Source organism: Streptococcus sp. 22.1 (assembly GCF_016648645.1).
Taxonomy (GTDB): domain Bacteria; phylum Bacillota; class Bacilli; order Lactobacillales; family Streptococcaceae; genus Streptococcus.
In genome coordinates, this window is record NZ_JACLQK010000013.1 from 21,325 (window position 1) to 43,201 (window position 21,877).

General features: G+C 36.4%; 24 protein-coding genes. 7 read left to right on the plus strand and 17 right to left on the minus strand.

Annotated elements, in window-relative coordinates; translation table 11 throughout:
* Positions 1-161 precede the first annotated feature (161 nt).
* The 17 genes from H7U04_RS07465 to H7U04_RS07545 form a co-directional block, all read right to left on the minus strand.
* Positions 162-2,255 carry a hypothetical protein gene (locus H7U04_RS07465; RefSeq protein WP_201059518.1) on the minus strand — a complete coding sequence of 698 codons (2,094 nt, stop codon included), beginning with the start codon at positions 2,253-2,255 and terminating at the stop codon, positions 162-164.
* A complete protein-coding gene (locus tag H7U04_RS07470) occupies positions 2,228-3,010 on the minus strand; it encodes a hypothetical protein (RefSeq protein WP_201059520.1) in 783 nt (260 codons plus the stop codon). The genes H7U04_RS07465 and H7U04_RS07470 overlap by 28 nt, the downstream gene beginning before the upstream one ends.
* Positions 3,003-3,326, minus strand: coding sequence for a hypothetical protein (locus tag H7U04_RS07475; protein WP_064524024.1), 324 nt, complete (start codon positions 3,324-3,326; stop codon positions 3,003-3,005). The genes H7U04_RS07470 and H7U04_RS07475 overlap by 8 nt, the downstream gene beginning before the upstream one ends.
* 3 nt (positions 3,327-3,329) lie before the next feature.
* Entirely contained in the window at positions 3,330-3,848 is a 519-nt protein-coding gene (locus H7U04_RS07480; protein WP_201059522.1) for a hypothetical protein, read from the minus strand.
* Between the two features lie 89 nt (positions 3,849-3,937).
* A complete protein-coding gene (locus H7U04_RS07485) occupies positions 3,938-4,534 on the minus strand; it encodes a hypothetical protein (protein ID WP_064524018.1) in 597 nt (198 codons plus the stop codon).
* A 90-nt stretch (positions 4,535-4,624) separates the two neighbouring features.
* A complete protein-coding gene (locus tag H7U04_RS07490) occupies positions 4,625-6,019 on the minus strand; it encodes a hypothetical protein (protein ID WP_201059524.1) in 1,395 nt (464 codons plus the stop codon).
* 3 nt (positions 6,020-6,022) lie between these two features.
* On the minus strand, positions 6,023-7,843 hold the full coding sequence (locus H7U04_RS07495) for an FtsK/SpoIIIE domain-containing protein (RefSeq protein WP_201059526.1): 1,821 nt from the start codon (positions 7,841-7,843) through the stop codon (positions 6,023-6,025).
* Positions 7,831-8,187 carry a hypothetical protein gene (locus H7U04_RS07500; RefSeq protein ID WP_201059528.1) on the minus strand — a complete coding sequence of 119 codons (357 nt, stop codon included), beginning with the start codon at positions 8,185-8,187 and terminating at the stop codon, positions 7,831-7,833. The genes H7U04_RS07495 and H7U04_RS07500 overlap by 13 nt, the downstream gene beginning before the upstream one ends.
* The gene (locus H7U04_RS07505; RefSeq protein ID WP_201059529.1) at positions 8,184-8,417 is read right to left on the minus strand and encodes a hypothetical protein; all 234 of its coding nucleotides are present in this window, start codon (positions 8,415-8,417) and stop codon (positions 8,184-8,186) included. The genes H7U04_RS07500 and H7U04_RS07505 overlap by 4 nt, the downstream gene beginning before the upstream one ends.
* Before the next feature lie 10 nt (positions 8,418-8,427).
* Positions 8,428-10,602: a DNA polymerase gene (locus tag H7U04_RS07510; protein WP_201059531.1), complete on the minus strand. Its 2,175-nt coding sequence runs from the start codon at positions 10,600-10,602 to the stop codon at positions 8,428-8,430.
* A gap of 129 nt (positions 10,603-10,731) precedes the next feature.
* On the minus strand, positions 10,732-11,142 hold the full coding sequence (locus H7U04_RS07515; RefSeq protein ID WP_201059533.1) for a hypothetical protein: 411 nt from the start codon (positions 11,140-11,142) through the stop codon (positions 10,732-10,734).
* Between the two features lie 179 nt (positions 11,143-11,321).
* Positions 11,322-11,612: an HU family DNA-binding protein gene (locus tag H7U04_RS07520; RefSeq protein ID WP_064524004.1), complete on the minus strand. Its 291-nt coding sequence runs from the start codon at positions 11,610-11,612 to the stop codon at positions 11,322-11,324.
* Positions 11,613-11,715: 103 nt separating this feature from the next.
* Positions 11,716-12,075: a hypothetical protein gene (locus H7U04_RS07525; RefSeq protein WP_201059535.1), complete on the minus strand. Its 360-nt coding sequence runs from the start codon at positions 12,073-12,075 to the stop codon at positions 11,716-11,718.
* Positions 12,075-12,878, minus strand: coding sequence for a ParA family protein (locus tag H7U04_RS07530; protein ID WP_201059537.1), 804 nt, complete (start codon positions 12,876-12,878; stop codon positions 12,075-12,077). The genes H7U04_RS07525 and H7U04_RS07530 overlap by 1 nt, the downstream gene beginning before the upstream one ends.
* Before the next feature lie 249 nt (positions 12,879-13,127).
* Positions 13,128-14,153, minus strand: a complete 1,026-nt coding sequence (locus H7U04_RS07535; RefSeq protein ID WP_201059540.1) for a hypothetical protein — start codon at positions 14,151-14,153, stop codon at positions 13,128-13,130.
* A gap of 8 nt (positions 14,154-14,161) precedes the next feature.
* Positions 14,162-14,356 (minus strand): hypothetical protein, encoded by a 195-nt coding sequence (locus H7U04_RS07540; RefSeq protein WP_064523997.1) that lies wholly within the window; start codon positions 14,354-14,356, stop codon positions 14,162-14,164.
* Between the two features lie 18 nt (positions 14,357-14,374).
* A complete protein-coding gene (locus H7U04_RS07545; RefSeq protein ID WP_201059542.1) occupies positions 14,375-15,613 on the minus strand; it encodes a replication initiation protein in 1,239 nt (412 codons plus the stop codon).
* A gap of 507 nt (positions 15,614-16,120) precedes the next feature.
* Between H7U04_RS07545 and H7U04_RS07550 the strand changes: the two genes are divergently transcribed.
* The 7 genes from H7U04_RS07550 to H7U04_RS07580 all read left to right on the plus strand — a co-directional run bounded on the left by H7U04_RS07550 (position 16,121) and on the right by H7U04_RS07580 (position 21,868).
* Positions 16,121-16,396: an HU family DNA-binding protein gene (locus H7U04_RS07550; protein WP_064523995.1), complete on the plus strand. Its 276-nt coding sequence runs from the start codon at positions 16,121-16,123 to the stop codon at positions 16,394-16,396.
* Between the two features lie 82 nt (positions 16,397-16,478).
* Positions 16,479-17,456: a peptidylprolyl isomerase gene (locus tag H7U04_RS07555; protein WP_064523994.1), complete on the plus strand. Its 978-nt coding sequence runs from the start codon at positions 16,479-16,481 to the stop codon at positions 17,454-17,456.
* Positions 17,457-17,459: 3 nt separating this feature from the next.
* A complete protein-coding gene (locus H7U04_RS07560; RefSeq protein WP_201059544.1) occupies positions 17,460-18,083 on the plus strand; it encodes a hypothetical protein in 624 nt (207 codons plus the stop codon).
* Positions 18,084-18,086: 3 nt separating this feature from the next.
* Positions 18,087-18,311: a hypothetical protein gene (locus H7U04_RS07565; protein WP_201059546.1), complete on the plus strand. Its 225-nt coding sequence runs from the start codon at positions 18,087-18,089 to the stop codon at positions 18,309-18,311.
* Positions 18,311-19,177: a hypothetical protein gene (locus H7U04_RS07570; RefSeq protein WP_201059548.1), complete on the plus strand. Its 867-nt coding sequence runs from the start codon at positions 18,311-18,313 to the stop codon at positions 19,175-19,177. Before H7U04_RS07565 ends, H7U04_RS07570 begins: the two co-directional genes overlap by 1 nt.
* Positions 19,178-19,179: 2 nt before the next feature.
* A complete protein-coding gene (locus tag H7U04_RS07575) occupies positions 19,180-21,045 on the plus strand; it encodes a hypothetical protein (protein ID WP_064523989.1) in 1,866 nt (621 codons plus the stop codon).
* 16 nt (positions 21,046-21,061) lie between these two features.
* Positions 21,062-21,868: a hypothetical protein gene (locus tag H7U04_RS07580; protein WP_201059551.1), complete on the plus strand. Its 807-nt coding sequence runs from the start codon at positions 21,062-21,064 to the stop codon at positions 21,866-21,868.
* Positions 21,869-21,877 lie beyond the last annotated feature (9 nt).

The following is a 21,877-nucleotide window of genomic DNA, read 5'->3' on the forward strand; positions in this document are numbered from 1 at the left end:
GAGTTGAGTCAATATTTTCAATCAACCACGTAACGAAAATAAAGATAGCACAGCATGTGAAGCTTATTGTAGGGTGATTTACGAATAGATCTAAGATTTTTTGTCCCAGAAGCTGGAGAATGTAAAATATCTTGGAAAAACACTCAGTTATAACATCCATATTATTCCCCACCTTCTTTTGACTTGTCTGTACTTTCTTCGCTTTGCCCACTCTCTTTGTTTGAAGTTCCTTCAGCTTCTAGACGTGCCAACAAGCCATCTACCCATTTCTTATCAAATGTGGTTTCTTTTTTATCCTCGTCAACTACGATCAATTCCCCATCGCGAGTGAATTTCTTAATGCGTCGTGTTGAACCGTCTGAGAATTTCAATTCTCCACCCAAGCCACCATCTGAATTAATGTAAATTCCAGAAAGAGCTGATAGACGGTTCACATAGTCTTCATATTGAGATTTGCTGAGTTTATATTTTTTGTTGCTATCTGCATCATCTGAAGACTTAGAGTCTTTGCTTTTTGATTTAGATGAAGAAGAATCGTTCTTTGTCTTAGAAGATTTACTTTCAATTTTTTCTGATTTTATAGAATTGTCTTTAGGGGCGTTCAACGCTTTAGAGATGCTTAACACTGTACTGATTCCCAAAATTAGTATGATAACACCGACAGCACCTGTCACGCCAAAGAAAATCTTTTCTTTCTTTTCCAATTTATTAAACTTACCAACAAGACCTTTCTTAGACGCTTGTTTGTTGGGTTTCTTAGGAGTTTTTTCTTCATCCCTTGGCTCTTCCATTTTGGTAGCAACTACTTCCTCTTTTTCGGTAGGAGTATTTTTAGTATCAAACCAACCATCCAGTCCTTGTGCCTGCTCTTCTGTGTGTTCTTCTTGTTTCATTTCTTCTTCTCCGTTTTCTATATCTGACTTTTCCTCTTTAATCATAGGTTCTCCTTCGAGAGCTCTAAAACCTGAGACTCCAAACTGCTCAGCGTCTTCATTATTCAATGACGCATCCAAGTCTCCTAGATCAACTACTTCCTCAGATTCTTCAAGAGGTTCATCTTTTGGTTCTTTTGGAAGTCTATCGTCTTCGATGGAATCTTCTGCGGTTGTTGAAGAATCACCTTCATCCTCTTCAGGGGTAGGGTTGTCAGGCTGCGTATCGTTTATTTGATCTACTGATAAAACCTCAGGTACTTCATCAAACTCTTGTAGATTTTCGGTTTCGGAACTTGGTTCACTATTTGTTTTGCTCTCACTTGGAGAACTCATAACATCTAGTAATAGACTATTAGGTTGCGTAGAAACTTCCGTCTGTAAGTCACCCTCGTCTAAAACCTCTTTTAGTGAACTCAGAAATTCTTTTTTCTTTTGCGAAATTGCAGCCAGACTAGCAAAATCATAATCTACTTGTTGATCAACAATCGAGATGATTTGATTACGTATTGCTTTTTCTAATTGCTTAATTTCGGCTTGTTTTTCCGTCGGAATCGAAGCTTCACCTAATTCATCGATTTTCTTTTGTAAATCGTCTAGGCGACCTTCCTCCGCATCGTATTCACGTATAGTATCTGCATTTATAGGAATTTTGTTCTCAAAAAAGTAGTTTGTTTTTTCAAGCTCATATTGTTCCTGTAATGCTTGGGCCTCTTTTTCGACCTCTTCAGGATCTACCTTAGAGTTATTTTGTAAATTGACAAGTTTCTTGTACTCTTCACTGCCAATTACCTTTTCAATAGCGTTCTTTTTAATTTCTTCAATGTTTTCATCATTATGGTAGGCTTGAATATCTTTTGGTATAGCCTGTTTCATATCGTTTAATTCTGATTCAAAACCAGAAATCATTTGAGCATAACCTTTAGAAATATTATCCAAATTAAATCCCAAACCAGGTTCCAGATCTACTTCGAGGGCCTCGTTGATAATATCCTCACATTCGCTGGTACCATTTTCGTCAATAGAGACTTCTTTCCAATATTGAACTGGTGCAAGGACACCTTGCCCTGTATCTGAATCTGTCTCATAGTACGAAGTGTAGGCAGCATCCTTTTCCACTTTCCCACTTTTTATGAGCTCAACAACTTTCTGTTGATATTCACTAGGGAAATATAATCCAATCTGATTATGGCCATAACTAAATGTTCCTACAACTTCTTTTTCCCCTTCAGAAAGTCCAAACAGGTCACTGTACTCGGCCAATACTTCGTCAGGAATAGTTCCAGAAGTTAGAACTATAATGATTTTTTGTCTTGTGTCCATTTATACCCCTTCTTATTGATTTGGTAATTATACTCATAATAGTAGTTAGTCAAATCTGATACATTATCACTATTTATTTTTGATCGTTTATAACGTTTTACGACAAAGTAAATAGATAGGTGAGTGCCGTACTCAACAAATTCTAAGTCACTCATGATTTCATTAAAGAAAATCATATCTGCCATTGCATTTAGACGTAAATTACTTCCCAAGACCGCCAACTTTTGCCAGCTATTCTTGTTGAATATCCTAGAGGCCCCGTTTCTAAACTCATCATCATATAAGACAGGTTTCATTAATTCATCTAATTCAAATTCTGAACGATATAGATTGATATTTCTAACAACTCTCTGGCTGATCTGTTCGCTAACATCAAATAAAAATTCTCGAACATCCGAGGTGTTAACCAACTCAATCTGTTCATAATCTACTCCTGCCTCAATGGCCCCTTTCAACCCCAAACCTATAATGTCACTAATAGCAGCATCGTTAAGGTAGCTTGAATGAGACAATTCCTGGGGAATCTGTTGCTCTAATTTCTTGAGAACTTTGATTCTGTCGATATAATCTATATCCTTCCTTACTAAAACAGGCTTTGTATCATGTGGCACCTGTTTGTTTTCGTTAGCGTCTTCATCTTTAGACAAGATAGAAGATATATTCGGAATAGAGGAGATCCTTTTACTTAAGTTGCTTTCTTCCCCTTCTTTTATAGTTGCTTGCAATGAAGCTAGCAGTTCTTTCATATCACTCATTGGTAGCTTCCTTCCCGTCTATAGTATTGATTGCCAGATAGATTGTGTAGATTGGTAACATACAGTCATAGGCACGCCTTTTTTGCTCAGTTTCCCCTGATTTTTTTATGTCGACGGAAAGTGCGCTGTGGTATCTTATGATTTCTAGGATATCCTCCTTAGTCTCAGTTCCATTCCATATTTGTTTAAAATCATAAATAACATAATTCAACATATCTGCGATATAGCCAGGCTCTATGTTTCGGATTCTTTCCAAATCTTTTATCACACTTGGTAGTTCCAATGTGGTGTATAAGTCTTTTAAATCTAATGCCATATTTTATGCCACCTCGATTACACTTCGCATCAATTTATCTAGTTCTACTAAAATCTTCGCTAACGATTGGAGACTTTCATAACTATCAATAATATGCTCGATATTTGTGTTTATGGTCTTTGCTTTAAATCTAATTTCATCAGATTCTACTGACTCTTTTAAATTTACTTTGTAGTCATCAAACGTATTCCCTCTTAAGTCTTTTAAGGTAATAGGAAGTAGCTCAGCAGCTTCTTTTGATTCCTCTACAAACAAATCATCTTCGGTTACATTTTCAATTGAGTAAGCGTTCTTCAGTTTAGCGATTACCTCTCCTAGAATATCAATGATTTTCAATTCTGCGGAAAGTTCTGGTACAAAACTTTCAAGATCTAGGTGGCTCGTAAAATCTTCACCTAGTTGCTTTTTGATTGTTTGTAAATATGTTCTGTATAGATCACTCTCAGCCTCTATTTTCCCAAGAGACGTTCTCACGCTTTCAGAAATACTTCTCAAACTAAGAGTGGTGGCTTTATTAGTCATGTTTGTTCCCCATTTTTATTAAGAAAGATTACATAATAATATTATTTATGTTTTTATAATATATTGTATTGCTTTGTATTATATATTTTTTATCCGAATGTAGCCCCTTTAACTTGCCCTTTATATGCTAACAGTTGCATTTGTTTGAGGGTGACGTTGTAGTTGCCAACAAAATAAACGTCGTCTTCTCCATCCTTTTTCATTCGAACTACAAACTGTCGAACATCGCTGCTATTTGAAGTATTTACAATGATAGATGATTCATCATACTCATACTGGTTAACGTTAACCAGTATCCCTAGTGTAGAAACCAGGTTAGTATCACTCAAGAAATATTTTGTAGATACTTCTTGAACGCTGAAGGTTGGCCCTCCACTACGGATAGCCTCCACAGCATTTTTAAATAGGCCACTAACATCGTTTTTCTCGTCTTCATTGGCTGATTTAGTGGACTCTAGTAATCTTTTTGCTGCTTCGAAATTCTTTTCGTTTTCGGAAAGGTTGTCTTCGTTACCTTTACTTTTGCTTTTTTTAGATGATTTGTCCGACTTCTTTTCTGACGGATTAGCTGCCTTCAGCTCGATCTGAGTTTCTTTATTGGTGTTGCTTTTATGCGTAGTAATGTAGATACCCCCACAAAGAACTGCCCCAATAGCAACTCCATAAATAACTTTTTTCTTATCCATATACATTCACCTCTAGTAACAATTTACTCTATTATACCACAAAATAAAACGCCCTAAAACCCCTTATATATGGTTTTAGAACGTTTTTTGTTATCCAAATGCACGTCGTAAGACATCTTCATTATTAATCATTTGACGGTAATCTGCTGAATTTCCTTGCCCATTAGGTAGAGGGATAGAAATAAAAGCACTGTTAAGCCCTAAATTCAATGTGGTCCCATTGCATTGTAACTTTTCGTCGATTTTTTCCGCAATCATTTTTTCAGCTCTGTCGATACCTTTAACATTAACTTCTTCAGGAATATTAAAGTAAAATTCCGCTGTCGTTGCTTGTGGTTCGTTTTTATCAAAGATAGCTTTTATGCCATTACCTCTAAGCATCTCATTTAGAACATCTATTTGATTATCTGCCCAGCGTTTCGCTTCACGTTTTCTCTTCTCGTTTTCGGCACTATGGTCCTTCAATCCAACATAGGTCTTGCCATCTTTTTCGATACTTCTATAAGGCATCGTATGCTCATAATTGAAAGATTCCTTGCGCTCCTGAAGTTCTTTTATTTTGTCACCAAAATAATATGGATCGTTTATTCTATCACCAATAGCTTGGAAATAGTAATTACCTTCGCTGGTCGAACGCTGTTCCCCAAAATAAACTTTGTAGCCAGTGGCTTTAGACGCTGTATCTGGCAATTTCCCTAACCATTTTTGTTCAAGCTCACTCTGTCCACCAGTAGATTCGGGAGGAGACACCAAGATATTATAGATAGTTTCTATCATGTGCTCGCTATTTTGTCTGGTGTTTACAAGAACAGTGATATTCAACATTTGTTCTAGAGCTTCCAATGTGTAAGTTTCTTCAACGGTAGCTCCTAAATCGCTACGATCAGCGTCTTTACTATTTTTTAGGCGCTTGTCTCGTTTATTTATCCGACTCTCAATGCTATTTTTCTGCTCTCGAATCTTGAGATTCTTAAGAATACGTTTCTTTAATTTTATTGCTTGCAAATCGTTTTTCAGAACGTTACGTTCATATAAACGCTGTCTTTTTAATAGATTTGAGAGGTACGCTAGTGCTAGAAAGCCTTCGAATAACCATGCTAATTTCAATAAAATGGTTACTATTTTTCTCACATCAAAATTAATTAGGTGTGCTTCAGTATCAGAAGATGAGGATTGTGTGTCTTTCGAAACACTAGGTTGGGTGTTAACCTTGTTAGTATCTCCACCTAAAGAGGTGATAATGTTATCTAAAATACCTTTTTGGTCATCAGATACTTGTTTCGAAGTAGTTATATTTTGCTCTTTATTTTGAGGTCCATTATTTCGAGGTCTCAAAAATAACAATGCACCGACATAGAGCAACGTCAAAATTACAAGTGTGACAAATAACTTTTTTACAAAACCTAACAGTTTTACTCCAAATGCTGCGTGGGGGAAGACATTATTTCTTAGATGATATTTTTCTTTAACTTCTTCAAATGTCATATATTATCCTGCCTTCCTTTTTTTAACAACAATATGGCGTTCCTCTTCAGGTGTATCTTCATTAACATCAGGCCCCCATTCAGCCAATTTCCAATTAATCATCTCTCTTTTGTATGGAATCTTATTAACTTTAGGGTAATGATTTTTATACCATTCTAGCTGGCTTTTAAGTTCGTCATCGTCAAAATAAAGCGACTGACAACGTATTGGTTCAGGTCCCTTATTAGCTGTGTCTAATAGAAGTAGATCCCCTCGGCCAAGTAATTTTTCGCCCCCTTCACGGTCATTTAAGATAATACGGCTATTTCCTGATGTAGGTACAGAGAAGCAAATTCGGGCTGGGATATTAATTTTAATAACTCCGCTAACTACGTCCGCTGAAGGGCGTTGTGTAGTCAAAATCAAGTGAATGCCACAAGCACGGGCTTTTTGTCCAATTCGTTTGATATAATCATCTACCTTGTCTCCAGCAACGTCTCTGAGGTCTGAAAACTCATCTACAATAAAGACAATATCATTAAGATGAAAAAGACCATTTTCCCTTGCCCACTCAACATTCTTGGCAATTTTTTTGTTATAACTACCAATGTTTTTAACTCCAGCTGTTTCTAACATTCTATATCGCTTATCCATTACCTCACACACCCATGCAAGCAACGCAAGAGCATCTTCCATATCAGTCACAGGGTCGATAGGGAAGTAAGGATTATCTTTATAAGCCGAGAACTCAACAAATTTAGGGTCGATAGCGAGAAATTGTACGTTAAATGGCGTATTGTGAGCCATCATTTGTTGTACCCAGGAGTTGACACCAACAGACTTACCTGAACCCGTACCACCTGCAACGAGGAGATGAGGACATTTAGACAAATCTAACTTAACAGGTTCTCCAGCTTTATTTATCCCAACGACAAACTCAAGATTTGCTTTTGCCTTCGTCTTCAACAAGTATTCTTTTTCAAGTTCGGGATCAAACTGATATTCAACGTTAGTGTTTTCTTCGTCTTCACTGTTTGTTTCAGATTCGTAATCCATAGGAATATAGACACCATCTCCATAGTTCCAGTTAGTATCTATTGGATTTGAACGAGAACCCATCTCTGTGAAAAGTTCGCCTAAAATTTCGCCACTTTCTGCATCAACAACTTTATAATGCCACTCCAAACCATACGGTTTTCTAGTTATTCCCGTATACCAATAAATATCGCTTTGGGTATTTTTCATGCCATCTTCAAAGTTATTGAATGTCACCTGATTGTCTTTACGATCCCATAAAACCATCAAGCGGTTATCACTCTCACTTCCATGATAGCCTACAGGGATTAGGTGGGTGCGATCCATCGGAATTTCTTTAGGGTCCACCTTAGGTTGGATTCTGGATTTTAATTTACGTCTGTTATTTTGATTTCTAGATTGATAATGTTGACTCGTTCCTTTTTCAAGGTATGCCAGGACCTCTAATCTTTTTGAGGTTTGGTTAAACCAAACGGTTCCATAGTCTCTAGGATATTCACCGCTCTCAAAGAGTTTCTCTAAATCAACACTTTCGTCGTGTTTTGGATTCCCTTCCAAAATTTTTAACTCAGGCTTATCACCTCTAACAAAATTTTTAGCCCCTTTCCCCTTTGAGTCTATATAAATTTTAGGTTGAACATAATGTTCTGGGATTTGATAAATGCGATCTGGAATAATTGGATGTTCTTTATTCCAATTTTCTAGTTCTACAAGCTCTTTAGGTTTGGGATGGTAGTATGGCTGAAAAAAACTCCTTACGGAGCTTAGGGAGGTCAATATATGAGTTGATTGTAAGGTTATTTGTCCCATAATTTTCCTTCCAACGTAGTTACATCCTCATCAATTTGTTGCCCAAATCTTTCGAGAGCTTCTGCAATTTGAACGTATTCTTCAAAGTTACCATCATCTTCAAAGGAGAAGTTGGCAACTCTGTTTTTAAAGTTACCAATAGTTTCGTCATAAATCTCTGTTTTGACTTCTAGGTTTTTAAAACGTTGAGTCGCCTTAAAGACACGTCCTTTAATTGTCGTTTCAAGGCTGCTAGAGAATTGTTCTAGCTGATCAAAGTAGCTATTGCGTTTTGCCTCTACTTCGCTAATCAATCCTAACATTTGCTCTTTATATAATTCAATAGCTTCATTTATTTCATTCATTGTCCTAACTCTCTTTCATAGCTTATTACTTCTTGAGTATTTCTATCAACCTGTTTGGTAAGGGTGGCAGTTTCTTCGGTGAAACCATTCCAATCATTCCTCATGTCTAATAACTTGTTTAAGTGATAAACAAGATTTTCTACAATAAGGTCTGCCCCTGGAATATCTTGTGTTTTCATAACAGCAATCGATTGTCGATACTCTTGAATCAGTTCATCCAACGTGTTCATCTTTTATCTCCTATAGGCTCTCTATTGTAAATTCAGTAGGTAATAGCAATGTTCCGCCTTCGACTGTATGTCTCATCAGATGGCTCAGTTTCTCACCAACCCTAAATCGCTCCATCGGGATTTGCTCTTTATAGCCAGCAACAACTGAGTGCCAGTCACCATCAATGCTTAATTCACCGTAAGTTCGAGTGCCAATAAATTTAGATTTCCTGAACACTCGTTCGATTTTCCAAGCACCTAGCTTATACTCATCCACTTCTACGCCAACCGTCTTTAGATATTCGATGGTTTTTTCTTCATCGAAGTCACCGTTAGTTAGACATTTAGGTGGGAGTAATAAGTGAATACTATCTGTATCGCCGTACAAATAGTATTCTAGACCAATATTATTGATCACTTCTGCCATTTGTACCCTAGCATAAGCATTTATAAAGCTTGCAGCAGCAACATTACTTTGAGTTGAACGTCCTCCATGCCCCATATTTTTTTGGCTGTCTGGATTAACTCCTAAGTACCCTACGACTTTATTTAACATAGCCTTACTTTGGAAATAAGAAAAGGTGTCACCGTTTTCTTTGCTGATACACTTTTCATTATACCAAAACTCCCCATGCTTTGAAAGTTTTTTCATCAATTTTTCATGTAGGTTAAACACAAATAAACGCGTATTTAGGGCCTCTTTTATTTCATAGTTTTGGAGCACATATTCAAAGTCAATTTGTGTAAGTATTAGATTTTTATAATCGATTGAGTCCTGATATTTTTTTGCCTTAACTGCATCTTCAAGCGTGGATTTGTTCCCTAAATCATCTTCTCTTATCTTGATGATTGGGACCTTTCCTTTTTTTACAGAAGCTTTTAATCGATCAAATCGAATAAAGTATACAAATTGATTAGGATTGAATTTGCTAGTAAACTCTTCAACAGAATCAACAATCCCTACACATTCCATAGGTAGTTTTTGTGTAGTGTAGTTTGAAGTATGACGGCTATTTACATCGATAGTAATTCCAATACCCTCTATCCATTTATTTTGATATCTTGGATTAGGATAGACAAGCCCACCTCTATAACTCTCTCTACAGTAGTTATTTGTGAGGTTCCTTCTCATCATTTGAATTTGCACTGATTTGTAAGTGTGCAACTTATCTAGAATTTGTTCGAAATAACTTTTTTCATCTTCATTTTGATACCTGCCCTCAGTTATCAGTGTTTCAAAATGATCGATGTAAGCTTCGATTTCTTCAATATGCTTACGTGTCCTTCTTTTTGTTTTAAACTCCAGCCCTTCAGGTTGTCTGGCTGTTACAACATTCCCGATTTGAATTTTAGAGTACCTTTTTTCACGATATAATTGTTTATATCCTTTGTACTTGTTGAAAGGTTCAAATTCTTCAATTCGTTCTACTTCTAGATGTGGTTTTTCCGATAAAGCTGTTTGATAGGCAATATTGGAAATAGAATACATTCTATTTTCGATACACTCAACCAGTCTAAACTTCTTCAAAGCGACCTTTAAAATACGTGTGTCCATCTTAATGTATTCAATGTCGTCGTTAGTGATAATATGCTCTTTGATGGAGTAAAGATATCGCTTTTCTCCTCCACCAGAAAGAGCAATTTTTTGTTTAGGGTACACCCCTTTAATGAGATGTCCTTTTGTTGTTAGTTTAGAAAATTGTGTCACTTTCTCTTTTTTAGGGTGTTTAACTAGAGGTGTCTTTCCTTTTTTCAAACCGACAGTCTTAGCAATCTCAGAAAGGCTACCATCTAGAACTTTTAGCGTATCAAAAAAGTTGAACATTTTATCACCATCAAAGACTGTAAAGCTTTTAGAATCTCCGATAAAAAATTTCTCTAACCAGTCTTTTTTGGGCAATCCTTTTTTTAGTAACTTAGCATTATCATCTTCAGTTGGACGAGGTACATCTGTTTTTGTCACCCTATGATATCCATTCCTATTCAACCAACTAAAGATGAAATGAGCATCATATCCGCCCAGATTGTGAAAGAGGACATTTGCACATTCATTCTCTAAAATGCTATTCATAAAATCTTCAATAGAATTGCCAATGATATAATGATCGCTCATATCAAAATCGGAAATACAAGATAACCATACTTTGGTTTCTTTGTCTCTTCCGTTGAAGGTTGTTCCTTCAAAGTCGCAAATCAAAGTTTTCACGCAAGTCCCTCCTTGTCCTACCAGCTGTGATAAAAAAAGCTTATTTTATATTTATATATGTTATATATAAATATTTTTGTTTATATAATATTAAAATATATTATTATATATTAAATTTTAAGCGAGCGTTTATTGCTCGCTAGATTTTTCCTTCAGATATTTGTAGAGGTTATAAGCTCTATCTAATCGCATGGATTCGGTAGGTCTCTGTCCTTTCACATACAAATTACCATTTGTTGCGTTCATAATACCTGTTTTCCTAATTTCATAACCTGTGATGATTCCACTGTGCAGCAGTTTATCAAACTCCTCAACATCTAGGATTTTATCTGAGGAATCCAGGGGTTCATTTTCAGATTCATATAGCTCAACAAGTTTATTCACTTGTTGAGCAGTCTTAACAGACATTTGTTCGCAACTCTCCAGTTCATAGTATCGTAGAAGAACTTGAGGTGTTATGCCTGCTGATTTAACAGCCGAACGATAAGGCGAATACGGCTGAAGCTTTAGGAGCTTATCTAATTTCTTCAAATCAATCATGTTCTTATCACCTTTCTCTTATTTATATTATAGCTTTTTCGATACAATTCGTCAATATCTTTTTGTTTTTTATAAAAAAATAGCAACCAGAAATTCTGGTTGCTCTGTCATTGTTAAATATAATTATTTGGCAAAATCTAACAACAACACTAAACAAGTACATCTATATTAATATTTTTTTAGGGTTTTGTCAATTTAGCTTCGACTAACCTCTTCTTCAATTTAGCTCCAGCCTTAAAAACAACATTTATTGTTTCTGGTTTATCAGCTTTAGTGGATTTTCTTTTCCTAACATTATAAGAACCAAAATTCTTAAGCATTACAGCGTCATGCTCAACCATCAGTTCCTCCAAGGTTTCTAAGAATATTTCAATATCTTTTGAGGCGTGTTTTTTAAAAATGCCTCTTTTCTGGGCATATTTTGTGACGATCTCGTCTTTATACGCTATGTCCTTTTCTTTTCGTGTCATCTCTACTTCCAAACCTTTTGTAGTCCTTTAAAAATATTATAAAATATTTTTCTTAAAAATTCAAAAAGACTTTAAAATAATTTAAAGTCTTTCTTCGTTTTTGTCACAAGTCTCGCTGCTTTCGAGCTTTTGCGATTAAGTATCTAAGGGTAGGACCTGTTCCTAAAATCCCTTCTTCTTCTCCTACTGAACGCAGAAATTCCAACTCCTCTGTAGAGAGTCTGATTGTAGTGGTCTTGAACTTAACTTCTTTTTGAGCTTGTTTTTTAGTTCGACTTATTTTCTTTTCATCTTTTAGGAATGCAATGTCGTGGTTTTTAGACAACTCTTCCAAAAACTCTTTTTCACTATCCTTGCCTTTGATTCTAGAATTAAAAAGTTCTAAGGCTTCTTTATATTCTCCATCATTAATATGTGATTGAACATCATTTAGAACAGATACAACAACAGCATTTAAAGTCATTAGGCAACCTCCTCAATTAACATTTTTACAAATTTAGCGATTTCTTTTTTAGGAACAGAATCTTTAGAAGACTCAAATACATTTTCCTTTGTTTCAGCAATCTCCTCGTATTCGATATTGTACGAAATAAACATGTCAAATACTTTAGTATCAAGCTTTTTAGCAACTTCTTCTAGTTCTTTAATATGTTTTTGCGCCGTAGTCTTCTTAGGCTTTCCAAAGTTACCTTTCTCTACTTTTGTAGGAATAATCCCTGCAACTCGAAGGTTAGGATTAGCAAGGTATTCTTTAGTATCGTCGATATCCTCTTTTAGAGCGAGAATACGTTTAACTGAAAATTCTTTTGCTTCTGTAGGGATAACAATGTGTGTTGCAGCTGCTAAAGAATTTATTGTGGCATCATCTAGAGCTGGTGGATTGTCGATCAGGATGAAGTCATAGACACCTTCTATCTCCTTCAACGCTCGTTTCAAGCGCGACTCTTTAGATTTGAGAGTCTTAGCGATAGAGTTCCATAGCTTCATTTGAGAAGTCCCAGGGATTATATCGAAATTTTGAACTCTCTTGATGGCATCGATAATAGAAATATCACCTTTCAAAACAGAGAAAATGTTCTTATCCTCTTCTTTTAATCCCACGCCAGTCGTAAGGTCAGCTTGTGCATCCATATCGACTACCAGAACACTATACCCCAGGGATGCCAAAGCTTGGGCGCATAATAGGGTAAGGGTGGTCTTCATGACCCCTCCCTTTTGATTGAGGACAGCTATTATTTTTTCTTTTATTCTATCTTTCTTGATCATTTATTTTACCTCTTGTTTAGTGTTGTTCAGAAATTCTGATCATTTACAATATAACACAAGAAATATTGTTTGTCAATATAAAACAATATTTTTAATTACTTTATATTATATAATATTTATATATATCAATATATATTATTATATAATATATTGTATTATTTATTATTTTATTAGGTTATCGAAAAACTAGGCAAGCTTTTTATAGGCGTTCAATTAGTTTAAATAAAAAAGCCAGCGATGCTGACTGGCTTAAAAGACGATAGCTTCGACTTCTCTTCGATACTCAATAATTGCATTATACATGACACCATTTAGATGTTCTGCAAATCGTCTAAAATTCACTAAATCATCCTGGTATTTAATAAACCATCTAGTAGCTTCTGCCATAGCATCTTCTTCGCTAAATTTCTGGTCCATGATTTCACCATATCCCTTGTTATTCGCTTCTCTTATAAGACGGTATTCGTCTTTCCAATCTTCAACGAACAACCTCATTCGGCCAAGGTCAGGTACAACTCTAACGTCTCCAGGTTCAACATCCAAGCCTAACCTTTGAAGTTCTTTCACATAATCGACCCAAACCAAAGGTTTTGTCTGGTAGTTATCTACGACCTCCGCTTTTTTCTCTACTATGCGTCGGCTTACTTCCCTCTTGATGTACTTATCGACTTCCGTTGAGTATTCTTCTTCAGCTGCTCTTAGTTGCTCCCGATAAAAGTCAAGAGGTAGCTTAGAAACATAATCCTCAAAATCAGATTCTCTAGTTGTTCCCCTACTTGTTGAGGTTTTTACAGTAGAAGTAGCTTTTACTTTTGGAAGTGGGGCTTTAGTTGTTTTAAGCCCTGAAGCAAAATTCTGTACGAGGTTTGAGCTAGAAGAAGAAGTTTTTGCTGATGGTGTGGCAAGTTTTTGCTTTCTTGCCTCTTGTTTTAACTTATGACGTAGCTGTTTTGCTCGTTTCCTATTTTTAGCATTGCCTGAAGCAGCTCTATTTTGAACTGCTTTTTCTTTTTCAGTAGACTTATTTTCTAAATCTAAAGAAGGGGTATCGCTAATTTTTTTCTGTATTTTAGCTTCTTGTTTTAACTTATGACGTAGCTGTTTTGCTCGTTTTCTAGCTTTCTTATTGCCTGCACCAAGATTCCCAGAAACTTGCTGCTTTTCGACTTTCTTCGGAACCTCTATTTCTTTAGCTACTTCTTTTATTTGCTTAAGATTCTTTTCCTTTTTTAGCCTATGTTTTAGCAGCTTTTTGCGATTAACTTTCTTTCCCATGACTGCTCCTATTTATTCAATTCAGCCATCAATTCAGAATATCTTTCGAATGTCTTGTTATATTCTGCAAGTGACGTTTCGTGGTAATGGATGTTGGTTAGAAATTGATAACACGCCTCTAGCTCATCTTCTAATTCGCTATAGTTAGTCGAGTTCTTTACTTGTTCTTCAATTTCTCCTTCAATATCTCTTGATTTTAACATGTTAAATCCTTGTCTTTCCTACTCTTTTATTCCGTTGTTTACTTCTCGACGAATTTCATTAGCAATCCCGTTGCTAATGTATTTGGCTAAATCGGAATTATCTTTAATATAGCGTTTTGTTTTTAAAGCCTTACTGTAAAATCTCGAGAAAAAAATATCTCCAAAATACTCTCCTAAGAACCGACCCACATCTTTAATCAATAATTCAATGACTAGGGGCTTTATCTCGTCTTCCGAGAATATTGCTTTAACTCCTTGTTTTTTATTTTCCTCATCCTCACTGGTTTGGAAAATAAAATCGGGATCCAGAATATCCATATCTTTATAAGCTTTATCTAGTTCTGTTAAAGCTTTATTCCCTGCAAAAATAATAGCATTAGCATTTTTCTTTGTAAGGCTACGATAATCGGATTTCATGATTTCTCTGAGCTTCATGTACTTATCCTTATGTCTAAAGGATTCATAGTGGTTTAGCTCCTCACTTAAGTTTTCTAGAGCTGACATTTGTTTGGTCGTTAGAGAAAATTCTGTTTGCTTAATGGACCAAACCAGATCGATAGCAGTAATTTTTTTCCCTTTTCGAATTTTATTATACTTCAGATCCATCTCAGAAAAGCGGTTGATTTCGTCTACAGCGACATCAAGAGTTGCTTTAGCGAAAACAGAAAAATTATTATAGCTGCTTTTATTTCTTACGTTAAACAAACCTTTAAGCTTTTCGACATCGATTTCGCAATGCTTTATATTACGTTTGTTGTAGTTTATTTTCAAGAACTCGTATAGAATCCAGGAATAAACTGAAGAAAAGTTTTTGGTGATTGACATATCAATCATCATGTAATAACCTTCGAGGTTGGTTAGTAGTGGTAGTACCTTCGGATTCCATTCGAACGTCAGCACCCCATCTTGATAATACGTATCAATAACGATAGATCTTCTTGAACGTTTACCTTTGGTAGTGTCATTATTCAAGAAATCGTCATCAACAGTGACAAATTTTAAGTCCTGTATAGCATCGCTATCAGCAACAGCTTGTCTCTTAAGATATTTAACAACACCTGAGTATTCAGAGAACTCTTTCAAGGTAATCGTTGATTCTAATTCTTCAGGTCTAAACTTAAGAATGGCTAGTGACAGTAGTTGTGCTTGTTTCAGCGAAATCGGACTTTCTAAATTGGCCAGTGAAAGTCGATTTGCTTTTGTGATAATGGCATTATTATCTAAGATAATCTTTCCATTATTTTCTGTTTCATTCATTGCTTTATACCTCTTTCAAATATCAGAATATTTTAAAAAATATTCCTAAAGTTGTATATATTTGATTTTAGCATGTTTGATGTATTATGTAAAGTTTTTTTAAAAATAAACTTCAATAGGGGATATTTAAACTTCAATAAGGGATATTTAAACTTCAATAAGGGATATTTAAACTTCAATAAGGGATATTTAAACTTCAATAAGGTCTTCGAAACGCCTATTTGATAGGGTTTTTGTTCCATACAACATAATAAACATATATAACATAATAAACATATATAACCTATTAAGAACTTATTAAACAATGACGAGGAGGAGAAGAGCTGGTAGTAGTAAAAAAGAAAAGTAATCTCCTTACTTCTTTTATGAAATTTACAAAAAATGCCCTAAAAGCTAATATATGCGTATTTAGAGCAATTTTATCTTTACACAAGATTAATTTTTGATATAATAAACGTATCAATAAAGAAATACACAGGCGTGATTGCCTGGATAAGGAGAATTATTATGGCAAGTAAACAAGACTTGGTTAACAAAGTTGCTGAAGCAACTGACCTTACAAAGAAAGACTCTGCAAGCGTTGTTGATGCAACGTTTAAAGCGATTGAAGAGTTCCTAGTGCAAGGTGAAAAGGTCCAACTTATTGGGTTCGGTAACTTTGAGGTAAGAGAGCGCGCAGCTCGTCAAGGTCGCAACCCTCAAACAGGGGAAACCATTCAAATTAAGGCTTCTAAGGTGCCAGCCTTCAAAGCAGGAAAAGCATTAAAAGACGCTGTAAACTAAGAGCTTGATTTCTTAATAATCAGCTGAAAAAGCAGTGCTATCTTAGCCTGCTTTTTTACTACAACTAATCCAGGAGGATAAAATGACTAAATCTAAACAAACACTAAACAAGACACAAAAAAATAAAATCAAGAACCTTTTCAAAGAAAAGTTCTCTTACAGCACGCGCAAAGGTAAAATCGCCCTGGTGACAGTCAGTGTCCTAGCAGGTATGGCCGTTGGGACAACAATAACACTGGCAGGAACTCGAGAAACATTCCAAAATATCGCCACTTACGACGGTGGAAATCTTACAGCTCAAGACTTGTATAAACAGATCAAAACGTCTACTAATGCCCAAACGATTGTATCTAATTCCCTTATCCTAGAAGTTTATGATCATCTCTATGGCGATAAAATTACAAAAGCCGATGTTGAGAAAGCTTACAAGTCAGATGCTTCTGGAGTATCATCTTTGGCTCAGCAGCTGAAAAATGCTGGTATTTCTGAACAAGAGTACAAAGACACTCTAAAAAAACAGCTAGCCTTTAATTATGGAGTTAAGAAGCAACTCGCAGTATCTGAAGGTGAATTGAAGACCGCATGGGCTAACTTCCATTCTGATGTCAAAATCCAGATGATGACCTTTACTTCAGAAGAAACAGCAAATAATGTCAAAGAACAGTTAGATAATGGTGCTGACTTTAGTACGTTAGCTAAATCTTACTCAGAAGATAGCTATAAAGGTGAGACAAGAACTTACAGTAATTCAGATAAATACTTGCCATCAAGTGTGATGAAGGAAGTTTATAAGCTTCATAATGGGGAGTATACCTTGCAAAGCTATAGCCCTGATGACAATACGACTTACTACTTTATCGTAAAAATGGTAGAAACATCCGATAAAGGAAATGATATGTCTAAATACAAGAGTGAGCTTACAGATAGTATTAAACAAAATAAACTGGACAGCGACACAGACGCAGTTGAAGCTATCATCAGGAAAGATTTCAAGAAAGCAAATGTCAAAGTAACAGATAAAGACTTCAAGTCTACCTTGTCAAAATACATGGAGAAATAACACGTGAAGAATAAAAAAGTAATTTATGGTGTAACAGCTGCATCAGCAGTTATCGCTCTTTCTATCGGTTATGTCGTATTAAACAATAAACCAGAGCGAACAGATCAAGTAACACTTTCTAGTGCCAAAAAGTCTCCTTCAAGTAGCACTAAAAGTAGCTCAACAACTGAAAAAAGTAGTAGCTCATCTGAGGAGAAATTTCTGATTGCGAATCATACGAAAGAGATTCTAGGAGATGTAGAAGAATTAAATGATTTCTCCCAAGGCAGCAATCAGCACTACGAAGATGTGAAAAAATCACTATCAGAGTTGCATGTAAGCCTTGATGATAATACAAAAGCTATGTTCGGTATGTTTGATAATTCTGGTGTGGTTATCTCAGGCATTGTCCTAGATAGCAAGATTGAACCAGATGGCAACAACTATAAAATCACTCTTACTGCTAGGACGGCTAAATCAGGAAACAGTAACGGAGATAGTGCGGCTTCAAAAGTTGCTGAAGAGCTCCGTAAAAAGTTGGCTGGTGATGAGTATGAAAAATTCAATCAGACTGTGGTTTATAGCCTGACTGTTAGTGAGGATGGAGGAAGTGCGGTGCTGAAACTTGAAAGTGGACAATGGTGGTAACGAATGAAGAGAATTACAACTTTTTTTAAAAATTTCTTTGCCTCTCAGGAGGGGAGTTTCTTTTGGGTAGTAGCTGAAATTATCAAAGGGATTTTCCGCTTTTTCAAATCAGTGGGTGCCTTTGGGATAGGGGTTCTATCTATCTTGAACAACGAAGATGATGACACCCCAAAAACTCCTTCCGAACAAAAAGAAGAGAAGAAACAAACAGAAGGGGGTGACTGGTAGTGGCAGATTTGACAGAAGACTTGGAAAACGAAGCTAGAACGGAATCTTTGAGTGCCATTCCAAAGTCGGATTTCATGACAGATGTGCGTTCGAACTTCTTTTCTACACCAGTTTACTTTTCATTCCTGGACTCTTTAACAGGTGGTAAGGCATTGTCTTTCTCTAGAATCGCCTTATCAGGCTTATCTTTGGTTTTAGCTTTTGCTGTGCCTTGGTATTTATCAACTCGTAGCGTTATCGAGAAAAAGAGCTATCTTCTTTTACCTAACATTCTGATTGTCATTGTGTTTGTTTATATAGCTTACCTCATTCTTAAGCCAATGAAGCAGAAAAGCACTCTAGAAGTGGGAGTCCAATATTTCTTATCTAACTTTTTCTACTATCCTTTCAGTAAAAACCGCTTTAGCGTGGATCGCATTGAGGGAAACTTGGTCTATTTCACTGATCGCACGATTGGTATGTGCTATGAAGTAGAGGGAGTTTTCAATCAAACGATGTTTGAAAAGGATGTTTTAGAAGCTAGACGTAAGTTAACTACTATCCGAAGTCGATTGATGGAAACAACTATAATTTCTATGCTTGAAATCTCTAAAACAGAGTTTCAACCACAACGTCGCTATTTAAACAAGGTACAAGAAAACGCCAAAACAAACTATCAAAGAACATTGGCCAAACGCACGCGCCTACACTACGATAGAGAGTTGGGGAGCGAACAAATTTTGAAAACAACCGTAATGTACCGCGTTCATAACAAAAAGGAACTTGAAGAAGTTAAGAAATCACTAGGCTTGCTATTGAATAATAACTTCAAACGAGTTGTTACTTTATCCGAAGAGGAGACACGTAAGTTCTTAGAGGGAGTTTAACGATGACAGTTGAATTAAGAGAGCTCAACCTTGTCGAAGGAAAAAATGTCTCTTGGAAAGACGGTTATTACTATACCGTCTTTTCTTTAGACGTTCCTGAAGGCCGAGGCTATGGCTTAGATACAGAAGATATTTTGCAAATTACAGCTTCCAACGTTTTGACGGGCTGTGATATTCGCTATTTTAAAGCACATAAAAATATTAACCACTCAAAAATGCTGAAGTTCATGAAGAATTTTAAGCTCAACAAAAGGGTGACGTCGGCCACAGCTAACGAGGGGGATGAAGATGATTTTCGTAATACCCTCCTTGCTGGTCGTGCGAGACATTACAACGCCTATGAGCAATTGAAATCTTCTGATGATAGTGTAGGAACTGCTTTTAAGTGGAGGGTTGTTATTAGAGCTACCAGCATTAAGCTGATTGAAGAACAGTTAGAGATTATTCGTGATAACTGGGATGGCCTTTCTGAAGCAAGTAGAGGCCGTGAGCGTTTGAAATATTTTGAACTAAACCCTGTAACAGGAGCTCAAGGCTCAGAATATAGCAAACTTTTTGATGACTTGGATGTAGATGATCCATCACTATCAACTTCTACACCAGATAACTATAGCGGTCTAGATTTTTACTTGGTTTCAACGTTGCAAGATGATAACGGTGTTAAGATTGGCTATGATACCTTCTCAACCGCACAAAATACTATCATGTATGACTTTGTGCGAAGCACACACCGTAGAGCAGCCATTGCTATTCCTAAGAACGCTTCTCATATCTTCTTTAAACGCAAAGACGAACCTTCAGAAATCAGCCCTATCAGTAGTGTTCTGGCTCAAGCTTGCGCCAATCAATTTGTTATGGAAAACCACAAGGTTGTTCATTTCGTCTTAAATGACTTTGATTATGCCCAAACTGAAAACGTGGACCTTTACAGCCACAAGGAAACAGATATTCAAAAGATTGATGTGTCAACAGAGTCTGTAAATGTCATTCAGGCTTATGGTAGTGTTGAAGACCAGAAGATGATTTACCAACGTATGCAAAGCAAGATCTCTTTGATTTTCGATATTCTACAGAACTTCACACTTGATAACAACGCCAAGGCCCAAATCGAGAAAGCCCTACGTGAGACTTACAATAAGACACGTAAGTGGAGTACAGAAGCCGATAAAAAACCCAACCTTGGTAAGTTGGTTAATCAAAATCCTGAGTTGTTCCCAACGCTATCTACGCTTGCAGCGACACTAGAAACTCAAACGGAAGTTCACTTGGAACGTAACTTGAGTGAGTTGGCCACAGCTACCGAAACGCTGGTAACAAACCTAGACCAGGTTATTGAAAATAACAAGACGCTTCTAGGACGTGCAACCAGTCTACGCTTGCCAACAGCAGAACAAACTTATTATGAATTTGCTAAAGTTGGTGACGATAAGACTAAAATGTTGCAGTTTGTAAATATCATCAACTACGTTTCGGATTCCCTAAAAGAAGGGGACCTAATCGTTATTCATGGAGCAAACAAGTTAGATGGCCGTCTTTTTGACTCATACCTTAAAGAAGAATTTGACGCGATCTCTAAGAAAAATGTGCGTGTTCTCTATTCGTTTGACAACACAACCGAGATGGATAACAGCAACATTTTCTCACTAGGAGGAGGGCGTGCTTACTCTGATTTTGACCTTGATTTTGATTGGGCCATCTTAGGACGTGTTCCTTTAATGCACATTGATCAAGTTGAGCATTTGTTTAACCAAAGTCTGACTTCTCGAATGAGTGCGCACTTGGCATCTCAGAATGTTCAGAGTCGTGTTTTGATTCGTAGACGTGAGACAGCAACGCTTCACTTCTGTGACTTGTTACCGTTTATCTAAAAGGAGAATCTAATTCATGGATAATAACACCGTAAAGACGAATACTTCAAAAGGGGTACGACTATTTGCAGCATTGACTTTGACCTGGTTTCTAAAGACACTATTCAAATTGCAATTGGTCGCCATCGCCTTATTTGAAGTTGGTACCATTCTAGCCCACTCCCTCCCAAAAACACAGGCCTATGCTTTTGCTTTTGGGATGCAGCTAACGCTATTGGTAGTGGTTATGTTATGGCCCTTTATTAAACGTCATTACAACAAAGCACGTCGCTTTGACTTAGGGCTGTGGGTGATGACCTTGGCCGTTGCATTATTCTTTTTGAAATTCGTATCGTCAGGGATTGCTGTAGGTCTTTCTACCGCTTCAGCGGTACAATGGGGTGCTGGTAGCCTCTTCTTGTATCTATGTGGCACCTATGTAGCTTCAGCACTATTTGATAACTACCTTTTTAGCAAAGTGTTAAACGGTACCTACCTAGGTGTAGAGCCTTCTGACTTAGAAGAGGGCACCTTGTACGAAACCTTGAAAGTTGATGAACTAAATGCTAAGTTGAGCGCTATTGAGAAGCAAGCAATTCAAGAAGACTACCGTGATTGCGTTACGTTGAATTTGCTTAAAACAACATCAGAGTCTGGCCCTTATCATAGCGCATCAATCGACAAACAAGAAAATACTAGACAATTTGTTTCTTACGGAGATAGTTACCAGCTTGAATTTTTAGTTCATCCATTTGGTTTTGAAAGCAAAACAGAACGAAACGTTTTCCCTTTTTATGTACCGTTGAAGACTATAAAGGGACTTTATGTAGAAAATGTAGATTAACACGTCAGT